At 74.2% G+C, this 17,624-nt stretch carries 15 protein-coding genes; 9 read left to right on the top strand and 6 right to left on the bottom strand.

Going from position 1 to position 17,624, the window contains the following annotated elements; translation table 11 throughout:
* Positions 1–83: 83 nt before the first annotated feature.
* From ACTEI_RS24440 to ACTEI_RS39035, 3 genes are read left to right on the top strand one after another with little or no spacing between them, the layout of a single operon-like run.
* A complete protein-coding gene (locus ACTEI_RS24440) occupies positions 84–1,511 on the top strand; it encodes a S8 family serine peptidase (RefSeq protein ID WP_122979795.1) in 1,428 nt (475 codons plus the stop codon).
* Positions 1,512–1,543: 32 nt separating this feature from the next.
* Positions 1,544–2,083: a hypothetical protein gene (locus tag ACTEI_RS24435; RefSeq protein WP_122979794.1), complete on the top strand. Its 540-nt coding sequence runs from the start codon at positions 1,544–1,546 to the stop codon at positions 2,081–2,083.
* 17 nt (positions 2,084–2,100) lie between these two features.
* Positions 2,101–3,426, top strand: coding sequence for a WXG100 family type VII secretion target (locus ACTEI_RS39035; RefSeq protein WP_145830925.1), 1,326 nt, complete (start codon positions 2,101–2,103; stop codon positions 3,424–3,426).
* Positions 3,427–3,580: 154 nt separating this feature from the next.
* Here the strand turns inward: ACTEI_RS39035 and mycP (ACTEI_RS24425) are convergent, their stop codons facing one another.
* A complete protein-coding gene (mycP, locus tag ACTEI_RS24425; protein ID WP_239082515.1) occupies positions 3,581–4,792 on the bottom strand; it encodes a type VII secretion-associated serine protease mycosin in 1,212 nt (403 codons plus the stop codon).
* 104 nt (positions 4,793–4,896) lie between these two features.
* Between mycP (ACTEI_RS24425) and mycP (ACTEI_RS24420) the strand changes: the two genes are divergently transcribed.
* A complete protein-coding gene (gene mycP, locus ACTEI_RS24420) occupies positions 4,897–6,042 on the top strand; it encodes a type VII secretion-associated serine protease mycosin (RefSeq protein WP_122979792.1) in 1,146 nt (381 codons plus the stop codon).
* A 205-nt stretch (positions 6,043–6,247) separates the two neighbouring features.
* Here the strand turns inward: mycP (ACTEI_RS24420) and ACTEI_RS24415 are convergent, their stop codons facing one another.
* The gene (locus ACTEI_RS24415) at positions 6,248–8,362 is read right to left on the bottom strand and encodes an ATP-binding protein (protein WP_122979791.1); all 2,115 of its coding nucleotides are present in this window, start codon (positions 8,360–8,362) and stop codon (positions 6,248–6,250) included.
* A gap of 191 nt (positions 8,363–8,553) precedes the next feature.
* Here ACTEI_RS24415 and ACTEI_RS24410 point away from each other — a divergent pair, with 191 nt between their 5' ends.
* Positions 8,554–9,117, top strand: coding sequence for a hemerythrin domain-containing protein (locus tag ACTEI_RS24410; protein ID WP_122979790.1), 564 nt, complete (start codon positions 8,554–8,556; stop codon positions 9,115–9,117).
* An 86-nt stretch (positions 9,118–9,203) separates the two neighbouring features.
* Here ACTEI_RS24410 and ACTEI_RS24405 read toward each other — a convergent pair whose 3' ends face one another.
* Genes ACTEI_RS24405 through ACTEI_RS24395 form a run of 3 tightly spaced genes read right to left on the bottom strand, consistent with a single transcriptional unit; the run spans position 9,204 to position 13,188 of the window.
* Complete coding sequence (locus tag ACTEI_RS24405; protein ID WP_122979789.1) at positions 9,204–10,049, bottom strand: alpha/beta fold hydrolase; 846 nt, start codon at positions 10,047–10,049, stop codon at positions 9,204–9,206.
* A 29-nt stretch (positions 10,050–10,078) separates the two neighbouring features.
* Positions 10,079–11,668, bottom strand: coding sequence for a non-homologous end-joining DNA ligase LigD (locus tag ACTEI_RS24400; RefSeq protein WP_122979788.1), 1,590 nt, complete (start codon positions 11,666–11,668; stop codon positions 10,079–10,081).
* Between the two features lie 2 nt (positions 11,669–11,670).
* A complete protein-coding gene (locus ACTEI_RS24395; protein WP_122982376.1) occupies positions 11,671–13,188 on the bottom strand; it encodes an FAD-dependent oxidoreductase in 1,518 nt (505 codons plus the stop codon).
* A gap of 99 nt (positions 13,189–13,287) precedes the next feature.
* On the opposite strand from ACTEI_RS24395, the gene ACTEI_RS24390 reads away from it, so the two are divergent.
* From ACTEI_RS24390 to ACTEI_RS24375, 4 genes are all read left to right on the top strand, one after another.
* Complete coding sequence (locus ACTEI_RS24390; protein WP_122979787.1) at positions 13,288–14,886, top strand: MFS transporter; 1,599 nt, start codon at positions 13,288–13,290, stop codon at positions 14,884–14,886.
* Positions 14,887–15,201: 315 nt separating this feature from the next.
* Positions 15,202–15,927, top strand: coding sequence for a hypothetical protein (locus ACTEI_RS24385; RefSeq protein WP_122979786.1), 726 nt, complete (start codon positions 15,202–15,204; stop codon positions 15,925–15,927).
* Complete coding sequence (locus ACTEI_RS24380) at positions 15,924–16,271, top strand: transcriptional regulator (protein ID WP_122979785.1); 348 nt, start codon at positions 15,924–15,926, stop codon at positions 16,269–16,271. The genes ACTEI_RS24385 and ACTEI_RS24380 overlap by 4 nt, the downstream gene beginning before the upstream one ends.
* Positions 16,268–17,440: an alpha/beta hydrolase family protein gene (locus tag ACTEI_RS24375; protein WP_122979784.1), complete on the top strand. Its 1,173-nt coding sequence runs from the start codon at positions 16,268–16,270 to the stop codon at positions 17,438–17,440. The genes ACTEI_RS24380 and ACTEI_RS24375 overlap by 4 nt, the downstream gene beginning before the upstream one ends.
* Here ACTEI_RS24375 and ACTEI_RS37325 read toward each other — a convergent pair.
* The gene (locus tag ACTEI_RS37325; protein ID WP_164466074.1) at positions 17,430–17,567 is read right to left on the bottom strand and encodes a hypothetical protein; all 138 of its coding nucleotides are present in this window, start codon (positions 17,565–17,567) and stop codon (positions 17,430–17,432) included. The genes ACTEI_RS24375 and ACTEI_RS37325 overlap by 11 nt on opposite strands.
* Positions 17,568–17,624 lie beyond the last annotated feature (57 nt).

Raw genomic sequence — 17,624 nt, 5'->3', positions numbered from 1 at the left:
TCGTACCGCCCGCGGCTCCGTTCCCGGTTTGGTCCGGGGCCGGAGCCGCGGGTGTGTGTGCTCGCGGGAAGGGACAGTGCGCGATGCGGTTGACGGTGGAGGCGGGGCCGGTGGCCAGGGTGGTGGCGGCCGCGCTGGCGGCGGCGACCGCGGCGGTCCTCGGATGCCCGGGGGTGGCGCGCGCCGACACGGTCGCCGACTACCAGAAGTGGTATCTGGACGCGCTGCGGATCAGCCGTGCCCACCAGATCACCCAGGGCGCCGGCGTCGTGGTCGCGGTGGTCGACTCCGGGGTGGACGCGACCCATCCCGACCTGCGCGGCCAGGTCCTGTCCGGGCACAGCACCACCAGCGCGGGCGCGAGTGACGGCCGTCGCGACATCGACCCGAAGAACGGTCACGGCACCTCGATGGCCGGCATCATCGCCGGCCGGGGCGGTGGCGCCCAGCACCTGCTCGGCATCGCGCCGAAGGTCAAGATCCTCCCGGTGAGCATCAGCCTGGGCGCCGACGCGCTGGAGGTGGCCGAGGGCATCCGCTGGGCCGCCGACCACGGCGCTGACGTGATCAACCTGTCGATCGGCGGGCCGGATCCCGACGGCAGTGTCCACAAGGCGGCGCAGTACGCGTTGTCGAAGAACGCCGTCCTGGTGGCCGCCTCCGGCAACCGGGAGCAGCAGCCGACCACCACACGGGTGCAGAGCCCGGCGAACGTTCCGGGTGTGCTCGCCGTCTCCGGCACGATGAAGTCCGGTGACGCCTGGAGCGGCGCGGTCACCGGCCCGGAGGTGGCGATCGCGGCGCCGGTGGAGGACGTCATCTCACCCGCCCCGGCCGGGTTGTCGTCGAACGGCTACAGCCTCGCCACCGGAACCAGCGACTCGTCCGCGATCGTGTCCGGGGTGGCGGCGCTGGTCCGCGCGAAGTATCCCGACCTGAGTTCGGCGAACGTGGTGAACCGGCTGATCCGTACCGCCGACGACCGCGGCGCGCCCGGCCGCGATCCGCAGTTCGGGTTCGGCGTCATCGATCCGCTGGCCGCCCTGACCGCGAACGTGCCGGTGGTGCCGGCCAATCCGCTGGCGGGCGCCGCGAGCGCCACCCCCGGTGGCGCCGGGGAGCACGCCGGTGAGAAGGCGGAGGACGGCTCCCCGGTCGCGATCTCTGTCGGGGATCCGAAGCTGGCGGTGCTCCAGGGTGGCCTCTGCCTGGCGGTCGTGGTCGTCGTCGGGTGGCTGCTCGTGCGGGGCATCCGCCGCCGTCGCCGGAAGGCGGCCGCGCTGAGATCGCCCTACGGCCCGGGCATGCCGCCGCCGGGGTACCCCGGCCACCCGGCAGCGATGCCCCCGCACCCGGGGTACCACCCGCCCGCCCAGCCCGGCTACCAGGCGCCGCCCGGTTATCCGCCGGGGCAGGCGCCGTCCGGTTATCCGCCGGTGCAGGCGCCGCCCGGTTATCCGCCGGGGCAGGCGCCGCCTGCCGGACCGGGGACCGGATCCGATCACCGGTGACACGTACACAGCACGACGGGGAGGACTGAAAGATGGCGGATGAGAACGCGACGCCGGACCGGGTGAGTTCGTCCTACGGGATCCCGGTGCCCATCCCCGGCCCGGTGCCGGTGCTGTTCCCCGGGCACGCGGGCGCCGAGATGGACAACGTCTACAAGTCCCATGTGCCGGAGGGCGTGGTCGCCGGCGCAAACGACGCCGGCGCGCGGACCGAGTGGGACGCCACCTCCCTGCAGAACGCCATCGGTTGGCTGGAAGCGCACGGCAAGTGGCTCAACGACCTGTCGGTCGGGATGGCCGACATCAAGGACCTGATGGGCGGCGACGCGGCGGCCGGCGGCAAGAGCCCGCTCGGCGGCTTCGCCTGGGCCAAGCGGCTCGCCGAGAAGCACACCTCCCTCTACGGCAGCACCGAGACCGCGATCAAGAAGCTCTCCGACGACCTCTATGCGGCGGCGCGCGCGCTGAAGAACGTCAAGGACAACTACGACCGCGCCGAGGAACGTAACGCGCTGACCGCCATGGACATGCAGAAGATCTTCGCCGACGTGGCGCGCAGTCCGTACGCCTGAGCACGGGGGAGGAACCGATGAGCAAGAGCTGGGAAGAGATGGTTCAGGAGGTCGTCATCGACGGCCGCCCCGGCGACGTGCGCAGCGCCGCGCTCGGCTGGCAGGAACTGCTGCGGCATCTCCGGGACGTCAAGCAGAGCCTGGAGACCAACGTCAAGGACCTCGGCGAGACCTGGAAGGGCAAGGGCTACGACGCGTTCAAAGCCCACATCGACGGCCTGGCCAAGAACGTCGGGTACATCGTGGAGGACGCCGAGACGGGCTCCGGCATCGTGACCAGCCTCAACACGGCCGCGTCCGACCTCGCCCAGGCGCAGGCCGCGATGCCGATCCCGCTGGCCTCGGCCGACGACATCGCGGCGGCCCGGGACGGCCGGCTCACTCTCGGCATCGGCACCTTCGAGATGAAGGTCAAGCCGGACTTCCTGAGCTGGGGCCCGCTGGATTGGGGTCCGAAGCTGCACGACTGGCTGTTCGACCAGACCGCCGAGGCGCGGAAGGTCTACGAGCAGGTCGACGACCAGTACCAGGGCCGCGCCGCGGACATGCCCGGCCAGACCGGTGGATATCAGCAAGTGCACGGTGAGCGGACCACCCCGGACCTGAGCGGAGCCGGCGCGTCCGGAGCGGCGGGCGCGGGCGGCTTCGGCGGCGGCGCGGGCGCCGGCGCCGGCGGCCTGCCGGGCACCAAGGGCTTCAACCCCTCGGACATCGGCTCGGGCGGCGTCGGCGGCACCGGCAGCGGCACCCATCCCTCGACCGGTGGCGGCGGCACCTACCCGTCGACCGGTGGCGGCGACCACCCGGGCACCGGCGGCTACCCCGGCACCGGGACCAGCGGTGCCGGGCCCGGCGCCGGCTCCGGGTACGACCCGGGTGACTACGGCTCGGGCCTGGCCGGCGCCGGCGGTGGCGGCGCCGGGCTGGGCACCGGTGGGGCCGGTCTGGGCGGTGGCGGCCTGGGCTCCGCCGGTCTGGGCGGCGGCGGTCTCGGCTCCACGGCCGGGCTCGGCGGCGGCGCGGGTGCCGGCGCGGGCGGCGGTGGCGCGATCCCCGGCGGCGGGGCGCTCGGCAAGGGCGTCGGGACCGGCCTGGCTCCCGGCATGATGGGTGCCGGGGCCGGCGCCGGGGGACGCGGTCAGGGCACGGGCGCCGGGACCAAGGGCGGCGCGGCGGGTGCGCTGCGCGCCGGCGGCGGTGGCGCGGCGGCCGGTGGCATGGCCCCGGGCGCGCGGGGCGGGCACGGCTTCGGCGAGGACCAGGCCGACCGCAACAGCTGGCTGCAGGAGGACGAGGACGTGTGGGGCGCCGGTGGCGACCTGCCGCCGGGCGTGTTGCGCTGACCTGCGGGCCGGACCGGGGTGCGTTCCTAGGAGCGACCTGCCGCCGGCCGGCCCGTGTTGCGCTGACCTGCGGGCCGGACCGGGGTGCGTTCCTTAGGAGCGATCTGCCGCCGGGGCGTGTTGCGCTCGGCTGCGCGCCGGGACGGACGCGTTCCTAGGAGCGGCTCGCCGGTCCGGCGCGCCAGCCCCGTTCCCGGCCCCGCCGCAGGATCGGCCGGGCCATCAGGATCAGGGCCGTCAGCACCAGGGCGGCGACGACCGCGATCGCCGCGGCGGTGCGCGCCCCGGCCAGCGAGTCGTCGGTGTCCTCCGGCTCCGGCAGGGTCCCGGCCGGCACGTTCTCCCGGCCGCCCAGGATGGCGGTCACCGCCCGGTACGGGTTGACCACCCCGTAGCCGGCCTCCTGGGTGCGGCCCTCCGGCGGGTTGTCCGCGGTGGCGACGATCCGGTTCACCACGTCCTGGACCGGCAGGTCGGGGTAGTAGGACTTGACCAGGGCGGCGACGCCGGAGACGTACGCGGCGGCGAAGCTGGTGCCGCCCTCCGCCTCGGTGAAGAAGCCGCCGCCCGGCGCCGGCGCGACGATCTGCAGGCCGGGCGCGGCCACGTCGATGTAGTCGCCGCTGATCGACGTGTCGACATGCTTGTCCTGCTGGTCGACACCGGCCACGGCGAGCACCGGCCGGTAGCCGGCCGGGAAGGCCGGCTGGTCGCGCTGTGTGCCCTGCTCCTGGTTGCCGGCGGCGGCGACCACCACGACCCGGTGCGCGACGGCGTAGTTGACCGCCGCGGCGAGCTCGCTGGTGGGCACCGTTTCCAGCGACAGGTTGATGACGCCGGCGCCGTTGTCCACCGCCCACCGGATGGCGTTGGCGATGCGTACCGGCAGTTGCTGATCGAAGTTGCGGTCGGTGGTCCGCAGCACCCGGACCGGCAGGATCAGGGCGTCCGGCGCGATGCCGGCGAAGGTCGACCCCTCGGTCTGCCGCCCGGCGATGATCCCGGCGACCATGGTGCCGTGGCCGGCCTCGTCGCACCGGCCGAACCGCTCGGCGAAGCCGAGGTCGTGCCCGCGCAGCACCTTGCCGCGCAGCGCCGGATGGGTCGCCGAGACCCCGGAGTCGATGACCGCGACGGTCGTGCCCGCGCCCCGGGTCAGCGGCCAGACGGCGTCCGGCGCGAGCCGGGTCTGCGCCCAGGGCGGCGTGGCCGGGGCCGGATCGCCCGCCCGGCCGCACCCGGCGGCCGCGGCCGGATCGGCCACCACCAGGGGAGCGGCGACAGCGAGCAGGACCGCCGCGAGCAGCCGGACGGTCCGGCCGGCGGGGCGAGCGGGTGCGAGCACGGTTCGCGGACGATTCGGCACGACGCGAGCGTAGCGGGCGTGACTGCGCTCCGGCGCGGGTGACCGGGGGCGGACGTGAGCCGGTAGGGTGCCAGCGGTTCGGACGGACCTGCGGGAGGCTTGGCATGAACCGGTGGTGGACGGTGCGGCGCGGATCGGCTGCCGCGGGCGCGGTCGCCCTGGGCCTGGTGGCGGGCGCCGTCCCGGCCGGACCCGTCCGGGCCGCGTCCATCCAGGACCGGCAGTGGCACCTGGACTACCTGCGGGTGGCCCAGGCGCACCGGCTCTCCACCGGCAAGGGCGTCGTGGTGGCCGTCGTGGACACCGGCGTGGAGGCCCGGCACCCCGACCTGGCCGGACGGGTGCTCGACGGCACGGACGTGCTGACGCACGGGGACGGCAGGACCGACCGCAACGGTCACGGCACCGGCGTCAGTGGCATCATCGCCGCCTCCGGCGGCCGGAACGGCGCGCTCGGCATCGCCCCGGACGCCCGGATTCTCCCGGTGGGCGCGCCGATCGGGGCGCAGGGCACCGGTGGCCTGGTGCCCGAGGGCATCCGCTGGGCCGTCGACCACGGCGCACGGGTGATCAACATGTCGTTCCGCGACAAGCGGACCACCGGCGACATGCGCGAGGCGGTCCGGTACGCGTTGCAGCACGACGTGGTGCTCGTCGCCGCGGTCGGCAACACCGATCAGGACACCGCGGTCGTCTCACCGGCCAACATCCCCGGGGTGCTGGCCGTGTCGGCGTTCGACCGCAAGGGCCGGATCTGGAGCGGCGCGGTGCACGGGCCGCAGGTGGCCATCGCCGCTCCCGGGGTGGACATCGTCACGCTCGCCCGCGACCAGGGCGGCAAGGTCGGCGGTTACGTCGACGTGCCCGGCGGCACCAGCGCGGCCGCGCCGATGGTGGCCGGCGCCGCGGCCCTGGTCCGCGCGCGGTACCCGGAGATGAAGGCCCCCGACGTGATCAACCGGCTGCTGGCCACCGCCACCGACGCGGGGCCCGCCGGGCGCGACGAGCAGTACGGTTTCGGCCGTCTCGACCTGGTCGGGGCGCTCACCGCGAAGGTGCCGGCGGTGACCGCGAACCCGCTCGGGAACCCGGCGCCGGAGCCGAGCGCGGAGGCGGCCGCCGACACCGGCTCCGCGGCCGACCGGTGGCTGCGCAAGGTGCTGGTCGCCGCCTCGGCCGTGGCCGGGGCCGGGGTGCTGGCCGGGCTGCTGGGGGCCGTCCTGGTCCGGCGCTCCCGGCGGGCCCGGTGACCCGCCGGCCCCGCGCGGCGGCGCCACCCGCGCCGGCGCGGCGTGACCGCCCGGCCTGATCGCCCGGCGGCCGGGACCGACCCCGGTGGCCAAGCCGGTGGCCGGGACGGACCCCGGTGGCCAAGCCGGTGGCCGGGACCGACCCCGGCGGCCAGGCCCCCGGTAGCCCAGCCCGGCGGCCGGGACCGACCCCGGTGGCCGGGGCCTACCGCCCGGCGAGCGCCGAGTCGCGGAGCACGGCCTGGATCCGGGTCAGCAGCTCGTGCCCGGTGAACGGCTTCTCGATGATCACCACGCCGTCCTGCAGGGTGCCGTTCTCGGTCAGCACCGGCTGGGCGTAACCGGACATGTACAGCACCGGGATGTGCGGCCGCAGCGCCTGCACCCGCCGGGCCACCTCGTTGCCGAACATGTTGGGCATGATCACATCGGTGAGCAGCAGGTCGATCCCGCCGGGGTGGACCTGGGCGATGTGCACCGCCTGCGCGCCGCCGGCGGCCGGCAGCACGTGGTAGCCGGCGCGGGTCAGGATCCGGTGGGCCACCTGCCGCAGCGCGTCCTCGTCCTCGACCAGCAGGATGGTGGAGCCCGGCGTGGGCGGGGCCGGGGCGCTCGCGCCGGGCAGCGCGGCCCCCGGGGTGGCGTCCAGGCTGGCCGGCAGCAGGATGGTGATGCTCGTGCCGATGCCCGACTCGGAGTAGAGCTGGACGTCGCCGCCGGCGGCCTTCACGATGCCGTACACCGTGGCCAGCCCCAGCCCGGTCCCGGAGCCGCGCGGTTTGGTGGTGTAGAACGGCTCGAAGGCGTGCTCGATCACCTCGGCCGTCATTCCGGTGCCGGTGTCGCTGACCCGCAGCCGGGCATACCGGCCCGGCGGCAGTGGCGGGCTGATGCCGTCGTCGCGGTCGAGTTCGGCGTTGGCCGTGTCGATCGACAGCGTGCCCCCGCCGGGCATCGCGTCGCGGGCGTTCACGGCCAGGTTGACCAGGATCTGCTCGATCTGCCCGGCGTCGGCGAAGACCGGCCACAGCGCCGGGTCCAGGCTGGTGCGCAGGTGGATGTGCTCGCCGAGGGTACGGCGCAGCATGTGCTCCACCTCGTCGATCACCCGGTTCAGGTCGAGCACCTCGGCCTGGGTGATGTCGCGCCGGCCGAAGGCGAGCAGCTGCTTGGTCAGCCGCGCGGCCCGCTCGGCGGCGCGGCTGATCTGCCCCAGGTCGTCGCGGGCGGTGGCCACCTCGGCCGGGTCCGGGTGCGGCACGGACAGGGTGTCCTGGACCAGCTCGGTGTAGTTGCTGATCACGGCGAGGATGTTGTTGAAGTCGTGCGCCACCCCGCCGGCGAGCTCACCGAGGCTCTCCAGCCGGTGGGCGTGCTGCAGCCGGCGTTCCGCGGCGTCCCGTTCCGCCTGCGCGATCAGCCGTTCCCGTTCCGCCTGGGCGATGAGCCGATCGCTGACGTCGCGGATCGCGGCGGAGACGATCATTCCCTGGTCGGTCTCCAGCGCGGACAGGCTGATCTCGGCGGGGAACTCGCTGCCGTCGCGGCGCACGGCGGTCAGCTGCACGCCGGCGCCCATCTCCCTTCGCTTCGGATGGGCGAAGTAGCGGTCGCGGTGGTGGACGTGCGTGTGGCGCAGCGGCTGGGGGACGAGCACCTCGATCGGGCGGCCCAGCAGCTCGGCGCGGGGGTAGCCGAAGAGGTCCTCGGCCTGCGCGTTGATCAGCGTGATCGTCCCGTCGGTGGTGACCCCGACGATGGCGTCCGGCGCGGCCTCCAGCAGCCCCTCGAACGTCGACTCGGGGTGCTCGACGAGGCCCGGACCGCCCGGGACCGGGCCGGCTCGGCCGTCGGGCGGCAGCAGGTCGCCGAGCAGCTGGGCGGCGGCGTCCAGACCGCGCAGGTGCCGCGGTGTCCAGTGCCGGGGCTGATGTGCCGCGACGGCCAGGACGGCGACGACCCGGCCGCCGTCGTCGCGGACCGGGAAGCCGGAGTAGGCGGCGATGCCCTGCTCGCGGGCGGCCGCCAGGCCGGCGCAGCGCGGGTCGGTGGCCACATCGCTGATGATCAGTGGCAGGCCGGTCTCGTTGATCACGCCGGTCAGGGACCCGGCCAGCGGCAGTTCCTCACCGGCGGCGATGCCCGGCAGGCCGACGCAGCCGAGCACGGTCCGGGCCGGTCCGGTGATCAGGTTGGCGGTGGCGATCGGCGCGTCGGCCACGTCGGCGGCGATCTGGACGAGCCGGGCGACCGCGCCGGGCGGTACGGCCGCGGTGCGGTGTGTGCGGGCGGGATCCGGGGCCTGGTTGCTCGTACCCATGCAGCGGGTCTACACCCGGCCGGGGGATCCGGGATGCCGAACGGGAGAAGACGCAGGCATGAGGGTTTTCCCGGGTGGCGCGCAACGTTCGGGTGGCATGTCGGCGCGGGTCGCGCGAACCGGGACTGACGGGGCCTTTTCCGGGGTATGCGGTGCGCTGTCCGAATGATCGTGAGTTCGAGGAGACAACCGTGACCGACACCGCCCGTACCGACGTGATCGACATCCTCACCAGCGACCACCGTGACGTGACCGCGCTGATCGGCGAGATCTGGACGGTCGCCGACCCGATGATCCGCCGGGACCTGACCGACACCGCGATCAGCGAGCTGGTCCGGCACGCCGTGGCCGAGGAGATGTACGTCTACCCGGCGATGCGCAAGCACCTGCCGGACGGCGACCAGGCCGTCGAGCACGACATCGAGGAGCACAAGGAGCTCGAGCAGACGATGAAGCAGCTGGAGGCGGCCGACGTGTCCAGCGCCGAGTTCGACGGCGCGCTGCGCAAGCTGGAGGCGCTGCTGGCCGACCACGTCCGGGACGAGGAGGCCGAGCAGTTCCCCCAGCTGCGCCGGCACATCCCGCAGGAGGAGCTGGTCGAGCTGGCCGCCAAGGTGGAGACCGCCAAGAAGCTGGCGCCGACCCGGCCGCACCCGGCGGCGCCGAACAGCGAGCTGTTCCACAAGCTCGTCGGCCCGGGCGTGGGCCTGGTCGACCGGCTCCGCGACAAGCTGACCGGGCGCGCGACCAAGTGAGCGCCGGGGCCCGCCCGGCCGGTCGGCCCGGCCGGGCGGGTCTCACCACAGCAGGTTCAGCACGACGGTGCCGATCACCGACAGCATCACCGAGACGAGCAGCATGACCAGGCAGCCGGCCGGGCCGCCGAGGAAGCGGACTTCGGTGTCTCCGATACGCATGACTGCTCCGGTACCCCGTGGACCCGGCGTAGATGCCTGACGATCGCGTCGGCTGACCGCCGGCCCGAGGTGGTCAGCACGTTGTGCGCGGCGGCCGGGACGCTCACCGGCACCCCGCCGGTCATCGCCGCCACCTCGGCCCGCCAGAGCAGCGGCGCCACCGGGTCCAGCGCGCCGCCCAGCACCAGCGGCGGCACCGGCAGCCGTCGCAGATCGTCCTCGATCGCGTTGCGCACCGAGTGCCCGACGGTCGCCAGCACCCGCCACGGCTTGGCGTCGGCCACGTCGCGGGCCAGCACCAGCGCCTGCCAGGGCGCCTCGACGAGCAGGTCGAGCACCCAGCGGCCGATCAGCGCGCGCCGCGAGCGGGCGACCGGATCGGTGGTCGGGGCGGCCAGCACCACGGCGGCGACCAGGTCCGGGCGCAGCACCGCGAGCCGGGCCACCACCTCGGCGCCGAACGAGTGCCCGGCGAGGCACACCCGGTCCAGTCCCAGCGCGTCCAGCCAGGCGGCCAGGTGCCCGGCGTGCCGGCCGACGTCGTACGCCCGGCGGGGTTTGCCGCTGCGCCCGAAGCCGGGCAGGTCCGGCACCAGGACCGGGTGGTGAGCGGCCAGCGCCCGGGCGGTGGGCATCAGGTAGCGGTGCGAGACGGCGAGGCCGTGCACCAGCACCACCGGCAGGCCGGTCGGCCGGCCGCAGTGGCGGTCGTGCGTACGCACCCCGGCGGTGGTGAGGTACCGGCTGTGGAACCGTGGACTTTCGCGCATCGCCCCGCCTTACCCCGGCGCGTCGCCTCTCAAGTCAGCGGCGGCAGCTTCTGCGGATGATCCAGGACGTCCCGGAACAGGTCACCGCGCTCGTCCAGCCGCCGCAGCACGCTCCGCAGCGGGAAACCGTCCGGGCGCAGCGCCGGGTCGTCGAGCTCGGCCCAGTCGATCGGCGCGGACACCGGAGCGTCCGGCGCCGGCCGCGGGCTGTACGGGGCGACCAACGTCCGGTTGATCGCGTTCTGCGTGTAGTCGAGCCGGGCCAGCCCGCCCCGCTCGTTCTTCTGCCACTTCCAGCTCACCAGCTCGGGAACGACCGCGCCGATGCTGCGCGACAGGTCGCGCACCCACGCCCGGGTGTCGTCGAAGCCGAGCCCCGGCGCGACCGGCACCCAGATCTGGATGCCGCGCCGCCCGGTCACCTTGGCCCGGGCGGTCACCCCGAGATGCTCGAACGCGGTGCGGTGCAGCCGGGCCAGGGTCAGCACGTCGTCCCAGGAGGTCGTGGTGCCCGGGTCGATGTCGACGAGGGCGTACGTCGGCTGGTGCGGGGCGTCCACCGGCGAGGTCCACGGGTGCCACTCCAGCGCCCCGAAGTTGGCCGCCCAGATCAGCGCGGCCGGCTCGTCCACCACCAGGTACGTCCGGGTCTCGCCCGGATCGGCCGCCGGGTTGGTCCAGCGCGGCAGCCAGTCCGGGGCGTGCTCGGGCAGCTCCTTGTGCCAGAAGCCGCGGGTCCCGGCCCCGTTGGGGTAGCGGTGCATGTTCAGCGCCCGCCCGGCCAGATACGGCGTCACGACCGGCGCGACCCGGGCGGTGTAGTGCAGGAACTCCCGTTTGGTCAGTGGTGGCTCGCCGGGGAACAGCACCTTGTCGAGGTTGGTGACCCGCAGGCGGCGCCCGAAGATCTCCCAGGTGCCGCCGGCGCCGAGCGCGTCCAGCGCCGCCAGCTCGCCGGGGGAGGCGGCCGGGTGGCGCAGCGTGACCGCGGCGCGTTCGGCCGGCCGGTCCGAGCGCCACATCCGCTCCGGCTGCGCCGCGACCTGCTCGTTGGTCCGGCCGCTGAGCACCGAGAGCGGATGCTGCTCGGCGTCCCAGCCGGGCGCCGCGTGCTCGTCGCGCTTGTGGATCAGCAGCCAGGACTCCCGCCCGGCCCGCCCGTCGCCGGTACGGACCAGCGCGAACCGGCCGCGCAGCTTCTCGCCGTGCAGGTCCAGGTGCAGTTCGCCGGCCTGGACCGCCCGCGCCGGGTCGGTGTCCTGGCCGCGCCGCGCCGGTCGCGGCTGCCACGTGCCGGCGTCCCAGACGATGACGTCACCGCCGCCGTACTGACCGGCCGGGATGACGCCCTCGAAGTCGAAGTACGCCAGTGGATGGTCCTCGACGTGGTACGCGGCCCGGCGCACGCCCGGATCGAGCGTCGGCCCCTTCGGCACCGCCCAGCTGACCAGCACCCCGCCGATCTCCAGCCGGAAGTCGTAGTGCAGCCGCCGGGCCCGGTGGCGCTGCACCACGAAGCGCCGCGCGCCACCGACGGTCACCGCCCCGGACGGCTCCGGCGTGCGGGCGAAGTCACGCATCCGCCGGTACGCGTCCAGCCGATCCTGCGACGCCGCCATCGTTACTCCCGGTGCACCGGCGGCAGCGGCCGGTTCGCCGGTCCCTGCAGGACCGAGCCGTCGATGCCGAACCGGGACCCGTGACACGGGCACTCCCACGCGGTCTCGGCGTCGTTGAACGCGACCAGGCAGCCCAGGTGGGTGCAGCGGGCCGACACGGCGTGGACCTCGCCGGCCCGGTCCCGGTACGCCGCGCAGTGTTGCCCGCCGATGCGCACCACCGCCCCGGAGCCCGGCGCGATGTCGTCGACCGAGTCGGCGTGCGACGGCCGCAGCCGGTCACCGACGAAGTGCCCGGCCACCTTGGCCTGCAACTTGAGCATCGTGCCGGCCTCGCGGGCCAGACCGAGCCGGCGTGGGTCGTAGAGCTCGGCCCACGCGGGCGCCGCGCCGGTGAGGTACGCGGTCAGCAGCGCGCCGGTGAGCACGCCCGAGCTCATGCCCCACCCGCCGAATCCGGTGGCGACGTAGACGTTGCCGGCGCCCGGGTGGAACGGCCCGATGAACGGCACCCCGTCGGTGGTGGTGTTGTCCTGGGTGGCCCAGCGGTAGCCGATCTCCGCGTCCGGGAACCGCTCCCGGGTCCAGCCGATCAGGCGTTCCCACCGCTGCGCCGGGTCGCCCTCGCCCGGGGTGAAGTGTTCGCCGGTGACGATCAGCAGGCGCTGCCCGGTTCGGTACGGCGCGGTGCGGATCGACCGGGTGTTCCGCTCGGGCGTCAGGTAGGCGCCGCCGGGGTCCTGCCCGGCCGGGATGGCGGCCGCGACCACCAGCTCCCGGCGCGGTTGCAGGCGGGCGAACAGCAGCGCCCGGTCGAACACCGGGTAGTGGGTGGCGATCACCACCTGCCGCGCGGTGACCGTGCGCCCGTGCTCGGTGGTGACGGTGCACGGCTCGCCCTCGTGCAGCCCGGTCGCCCGGGTCCGCTCGAATATCCGGCCGCCGCGCCGGGTCAGGTCCTCGGCCAGGGCGAGCAGGAATTTGCGGGGGTGGAACTGGGCCTGATTCTCCACCCGGACCGCGCCGGCCACCGGGAACGGCAGGCCGGTCCGGGTGACGAACGAGGCGGGCAGCCCGGCCTCGGCGGCGGCGTCCGCCTCGGCCCGGATCCGCGGCACGCCCTCGGCCGACTCGGTCCAGGTGTACGCCGGCACCCGCTCCAGCTCGCAGTCGATGCGCAGCCGAGCGGCCAGCTCGGCGACCCGGTCCACCGCCTGCTGCTGTGAGGTGGCGTACAGCCGCGCCGCGTCCCGGTCGAACGACGTGCGCAGCCGGTCGTAGATCAGCGTGTGCAGCACCGACAGCTTCGCCGTGGTGTAGCCGGTGACGCCCGCCGCGATGCGGTCGGCCTCGATGAGCGCCACGCGGCGCCCGGCCTCGGTCAGCTCCCACGCCGTGCACAGCCCGGCGATTCCGCCGCCGACCACGGCCACGTCGGCCTCGATGTCGTCCGGCAGGGCCGGATACGTGGTAGCCGGGGTGGTGTCCATCCAATACGACTCGCGCGTACCTGCCAGCATGTCGGCTCCGCCCTTTCCGTCCGCCTGGGAGTACCCGCGGTGTCCGTCGATGAACGTCACGTGGCGGTACAGCGTGCCGGACCCGGGTAGACGGGTGGCATGAGCACGCAAGCGCCTCCCGTCCGCCCGGTTCCGCAGCCGGCCTGGGCGCCGTTGCGGATCGCCGCGTTCCGCAGCCTCTGGCTGGCCCTGCTGGCCAGCAACATCGGCACCTGGATGCAGACCGTCGGCGCGCAGTGGCTGCTGGTCGAGCAGTCCGGGACGGACACCCTGGTGGCGGTGGTGCAGACGGCCAGCACGCTGCCGATCGTGCTGCTGGCGTTGCCGTCCGGCGCGCTGGCCGACACCTTCGACCGGCGGCGGCTGCTCATCGCCGTACAGGTGTTCCTCAGCGCGGTCGGGCTCCTGCTCACCGTGCTGACCCTGGCCCACCACATGCCGGCCACGCTGCTGCTGACGCTCACCTTCGTGCTCGGGGCCGGGCAGGCGCTGACCGCCCCGGCGTGGCAGGCCGTCATCCCGGAACTGGTGCCGCGCCCGCAGCTGGCGTCCGCGTCGGCGCTCGGCGCGATCAGCATGAACCTGGCCCGGGCGGTCGGCCCTGCGGTGGCCGGGGTGCTGATCGCCCGCACCGACACCGGTGTGGTGTTCGGGCTCAACACCCTGTCGTTCGCGCTGTTCGCCCTGGTGCTCATGCGCTGGCGGCCCGCGGCCAGCGGGCCGGCCGGCGCGCCGGAGCCGTTCGCCGCGGCGATGCGCGCCGGCAGCCGGTACGTCCGGCACTCCCCGGTGGTGCGCCGGATCCTGCTGCGCGCCGCGCTGTTCCTGGTGCCCGGCAGCGCGCTGTGGGCGCTGCTGCCGCTGGTCGCCAGCCGCCGCCTCGGCCTGGCCTCGGGCGGGTACGGCGTGCTGCTCGCCGCCGTCGGCGCCGGCGCGGTGGCCGGCGCCCTGCTGCTGCCCCGGATGCGGGCCCGCTGGTCGCTGAACCGGCTGCTGCTGATCGCCGGCCTCGCGTTCGCGGCCGTGCTCGCCGTGCTCGCCCTGGCGCGCTCGGAGACCGCGGTGGTGCTCGCGCTGCTGCCCGCGGGCCTCGCCTGGGTGCTGGTGCTGTCCAGCGTGAACGCCGCCATGCAGCTGTTCCTGCCGGGCTGGGTGCGCGCCCGCGGCCTGGCCGTCTACCAGATGGTGTTCGCCGGCGCCCAGGCCGCCGGGGCGCTCGCCTGGGGCGCGCTGTCCGACCTGACCGGGCTGATGCCGGCGCTGATGTCGGCCACCGGGCTGATGCTGGCCGGGGCGGTCACGCTGCGCTGGTGGCCGATGCGCGACACCAGCGGCCTGGACCGCGAGCCGGCGGTGTACTGGCCGGAGCCGCACCTGGACCTCGATCCCGACGAGCACGACGGCCCGGTCCTGGTCACCGCCGCCTACCCGGTCAGCCCGCCCCACGAGACCGCGTTCATCGAGGCCATGCAGGCGGTGCGCCGCAGCCGGCTGCGCACCGGCGCGGTGCGGTGGGGGCTGTTCCGCGACGGCGAGCACGCCGGCCGGTTCGTGGAGGTCTATCTGGTGCCCAGCTGGGACGAGCACCTGCGCCAGCACACCGGCCGGCTGACCGGCGCGGATCAGGCCGTCGAGGAGCGCGCCCGGGCTCTCGCGGACGGCCCGCCCGAGGTCAGCCACCTGCTCTCCCGGGCCTGAGCTCGTCGTGCGACCTCCGCCTCCGGCCCGGTGCGCGATGACTCGCTTCGCCACCCGGTACCACCCGCTCTGTGCGGTGAAGCGCTGCCGCGCACGCCCTGCGTCCCAGCACGTCCAGCATGCCGCCGAGGTCCTGGATCCGGTCGGCGCGCCTGCGCCGACCCGGACCGCACCGTCGAGGTCGTGAAGAAGCCGCCGACCCGGACCGCACCGTCGAGGTCGTGAAGAAGCCGCCGAGCCAGGTCGGCTTCACAGTGCTGCCCGCCGATGGCCTGGGGGCTGGCGCAAACAGGTTTGCTGTGCAAACCTATTGCCATGACCGCTGACTCGGTTGCCGCCGGCGATGATCCCCGGCGTCTCCTCCTCGACATACGCCACCTGACCGACCGCGTACGCCGCGACCAGCGTCTGACCTATGTGGCGCTGCTGGTCCTCGCCGCGGTGACCCTCGTGGCGATCCCCTTCGATTGGCTCTTCATGAGGGTGCACTGCGACGGCAGCGGCTGCATGTTCGCTCGCCGGGGAATGCTCTACTACTGGCCGCCCGCGCTCCTGCTCGCCTACGCGGCGATCGCGGTCAGCTATGTACGGGCCGCCCGGGCGCGAGGGCTGGGCGCCCGCGTGGCGCCGTACGCGATCACCGGAGCCGCGACAGCCGTCGTCTTCACGGCCGCGTACACGGCGGCGGCCGCCTATTTCCCGACCCACCCGCCCTTCGGAGGCGGTCCGGTTCCCTTCTGGTGGATCGTTCTGGACCGGCTGATCGCACCGTGGGGGCTGATCGGGCTTGCCCTGCTCGTGCTGGCCCGCCTCGAACGCAACGTCGCGCTGCTGGGGTTCACCCTGGGCTACCTGGTATTGGTACTGCTGGTGTTACCGACGACCGACGGCATGCGGCTCCCCGGCTGGGCGGTCCCGTCGTTCATGTCAGCGACGACCATGCAGCTGCGGCTGTCGATGACGCCGGCCCAGCTCGTCATCGGCGTCGCGCTCCTGGCGGCCGGGATCGCCTTCGCCCGGGCACGCCGGAGTCAGCGATGACCGCCGACACCGGCGCCCCTGACCCGACCGGCCACCCGACCATCGGCCTCGACGAGGTGGTGCACCAGCGGGTACGGCTCGGCATCCTCGCGATCGCTCACGAAGCACGGCGGGTCGAGTTCGGTTATCTGCGCACCCATCTCGACCTGACCGCCGGCAACCTCTCCAGACACCTGAGCGTGCTGGAGACGGCCGGCCTGGTCGACATCGAGAAGGGCTACGAGGGCAAGCGCGCCCGCACCTGGATCACCCTCACCACCGCCGGGAAAACCGCCCTCGCCGAGGAGATCGGCCGCCTCAGGACGCTGATCGCCCGCGTCGAGACCACCACGGAGGACCGATGACCCTGAGCCGTCGCCGGCTGCTCGCCGCCACCCTCGCCGCCGGGGCCGCCGGGTCGCTCACCGCAGCATGTCCCGCCTCCGCAGCGCCCGGTCGGGCCCGCTTCACGCTGCCCGCGCCGACCGGCCCGTACCGGGTCGGCACCGTGTCACTGCACCTGATCGACACGTCCCGGCCCGACCGCGTTGCCGGGCGGGCTCGCCACCACGAGCTGATGGCGAGCATCTGGTACCCGGCGACCCCGGACGCCCGCCGCTGTCCGGCAGCGGTGTGGCTGCCGGACGCCCCGATGCGCGGCCTGCTCGCCAACAGCGGTTTCCCGGTCGACGTCGCCGCGTCGCCGCTCACGGCCGGCCGCGAGGGGGCCACGGCGCTGCGGGCACTCGGCCGGCGGCCCGTGATCGTGTTCTCCCACGGCTCCTACGGCCACCGCGGCGAAACCACCGTCATCGTGCAGGAACTGGCCAGCCGCGGCTACGTCGTGGTCACGGTCGACACCACGTACGACGCGTTCACCGAATTCCCCGACGGCCGCCTCGGCGTCCCCGGCGACGATCTGTCGACCACGCCCCGGGACCACGCCGCGGACATCCCGTTCGTGCTCGACCGCATCGAGGACCTCGCCGCCGGCCGTAATCCCGACGCGGAGCACCGACGGCTGCCGGCTGGATTGGCCGAGATCCTCGACATGCGCCGGATCGGCATGTTCGGCTTCTCCAAAGGCGGCACCGCGACCGCCCTGGCCATGATCGACGACCGGCGGATCCGGGCCGGGCTCAGCCTGGACGGCCCGATGCAATGCCAACCCCCGATCGCCGCCGACATCGACCGGCCGTTCCTGATGATGACCGCCGACTTCACGCGCGTCGGCGGCTCCAGCGCCGCCGATTTCTGGACCCACCTGCACGGCTGGCGCCGCGACCTGCAGATCGACGACGGCACCGAGCTCTCCTGCTCCGACGCGGTCTGGCTGCTGCCGCAGATGGCCCGGCTCACCGGGATGACGAACCAGGACCTGACCGGGTGGATCGGAATGTTCCGTCCGAGCCTGGCGGTCAAGATCCAGCAGACGTACCCGCTCGCCTTCTTCGACCTGCACCTGCGCCACCGCAGGCAACCTCTGTTCGATAGCTCTCGTCCGCCCTTTCCGGGGGTGCATCTCACCGCGTGACCGTTGAGGTGCTGCCGCCGGACGAACGCCATGCGACCAGCGCCGGGTCACGTCCGCTGAGCTTGCCGTTGAACTTCCCGTTCCACGCCGACGTCGCTGCGGACCAGGTCGCTGGGGTCTGCTGCACCGATAGGTGATACCGCTGATATACATCGAACCTGGCACATCGATCGGGAGGTGGCCG

The sequence above is a fragment of the Actinoplanes teichomyceticus ATCC 31121 genome (assembly GCF_003711105.1).
GTDB classification, from domain to species: Bacteria; Actinomycetota; Actinomycetes; order Mycobacteriales; family Micromonosporaceae; genus Actinoplanes; species Actinoplanes teichomyceticus.
This window is presented reverse-complemented; position numbering and strand designations above follow the sequence as displayed.

Bases quoted from the DNA above. Each gene is read 5' to 3' on its own strand.
- ACTEI_RS24440 (WP_122979795.1), top strand. From the start codon at position 84: ATGCGGTTGACGGTGGAGGCGGGGCCGGTGGCCAGGGTGGTGGCGGCC.
- ACTEI_RS24435 (WP_122979794.1), top strand. From the start codon at position 1,544: ATGGCGGATGAGAACGCGACGCCGGACCGGGTGAGTTCGTCCTACGGG.
- ACTEI_RS39035 (WP_145830925.1), top strand. From the start codon at position 2,101: ATGAGCAAGAGCTGGGAAGAGATGGTTCAGGAGGTCGTCATCGACGGC.
- mycP (WP_122979792.1), top strand. From the start codon at position 4,897: ATGAACCGGTGGTGGACGGTGCGGCGCGGATCGGCTGCCGCGGGCGCG.
- ACTEI_RS24415 (WP_122979791.1), bottom strand. From the start codon at position 8,362: ATGGGTACGAGCAACCAGGCCCCGGATCCCGCCCGCACACACCGCACC.
- ACTEI_RS24405 (WP_122979789.1), bottom strand. From the start codon at position 10,049: ATGCGCGAAAGTCCACGGTTCCACAGCCGGTACCTCACCACCGCCGGG.
- ACTEI_RS24400 (WP_122979788.1), bottom strand. From the start codon at position 11,668: ATGGCGGCGTCGCAGGATCGGCTGGACGCGTACCGGCGGATGCGTGAC.
- ACTEI_RS24395 (WP_122982376.1), bottom strand. From the start codon at position 13,188: ATGCTGGCAGGTACGCGCGAGTCGTATTGGATGGACACCACCCCGGCT.
- ACTEI_RS24390 (WP_122979787.1), top strand. From the start codon at position 13,288: ATGAGCACGCAAGCGCCTCCCGTCCGCCCGGTTCCGCAGCCGGCCTGG.
- ACTEI_RS24385 (WP_122979786.1), top strand. From the start codon at position 15,202: ATGACCGCTGACTCGGTTGCCGCCGGCGATGATCCCCGGCGTCTCCTC.
- ACTEI_RS24380 (WP_122979785.1), top strand. From the start codon at position 15,924: ATGACCGCCGACACCGGCGCCCCTGACCCGACCGGCCACCCGACCATC.
- ACTEI_RS24375 (WP_122979784.1), top strand. From the start codon at position 16,268: ATGACCCTGAGCCGTCGCCGGCTGCTCGCCGCCACCCTCGCCGCCGGG.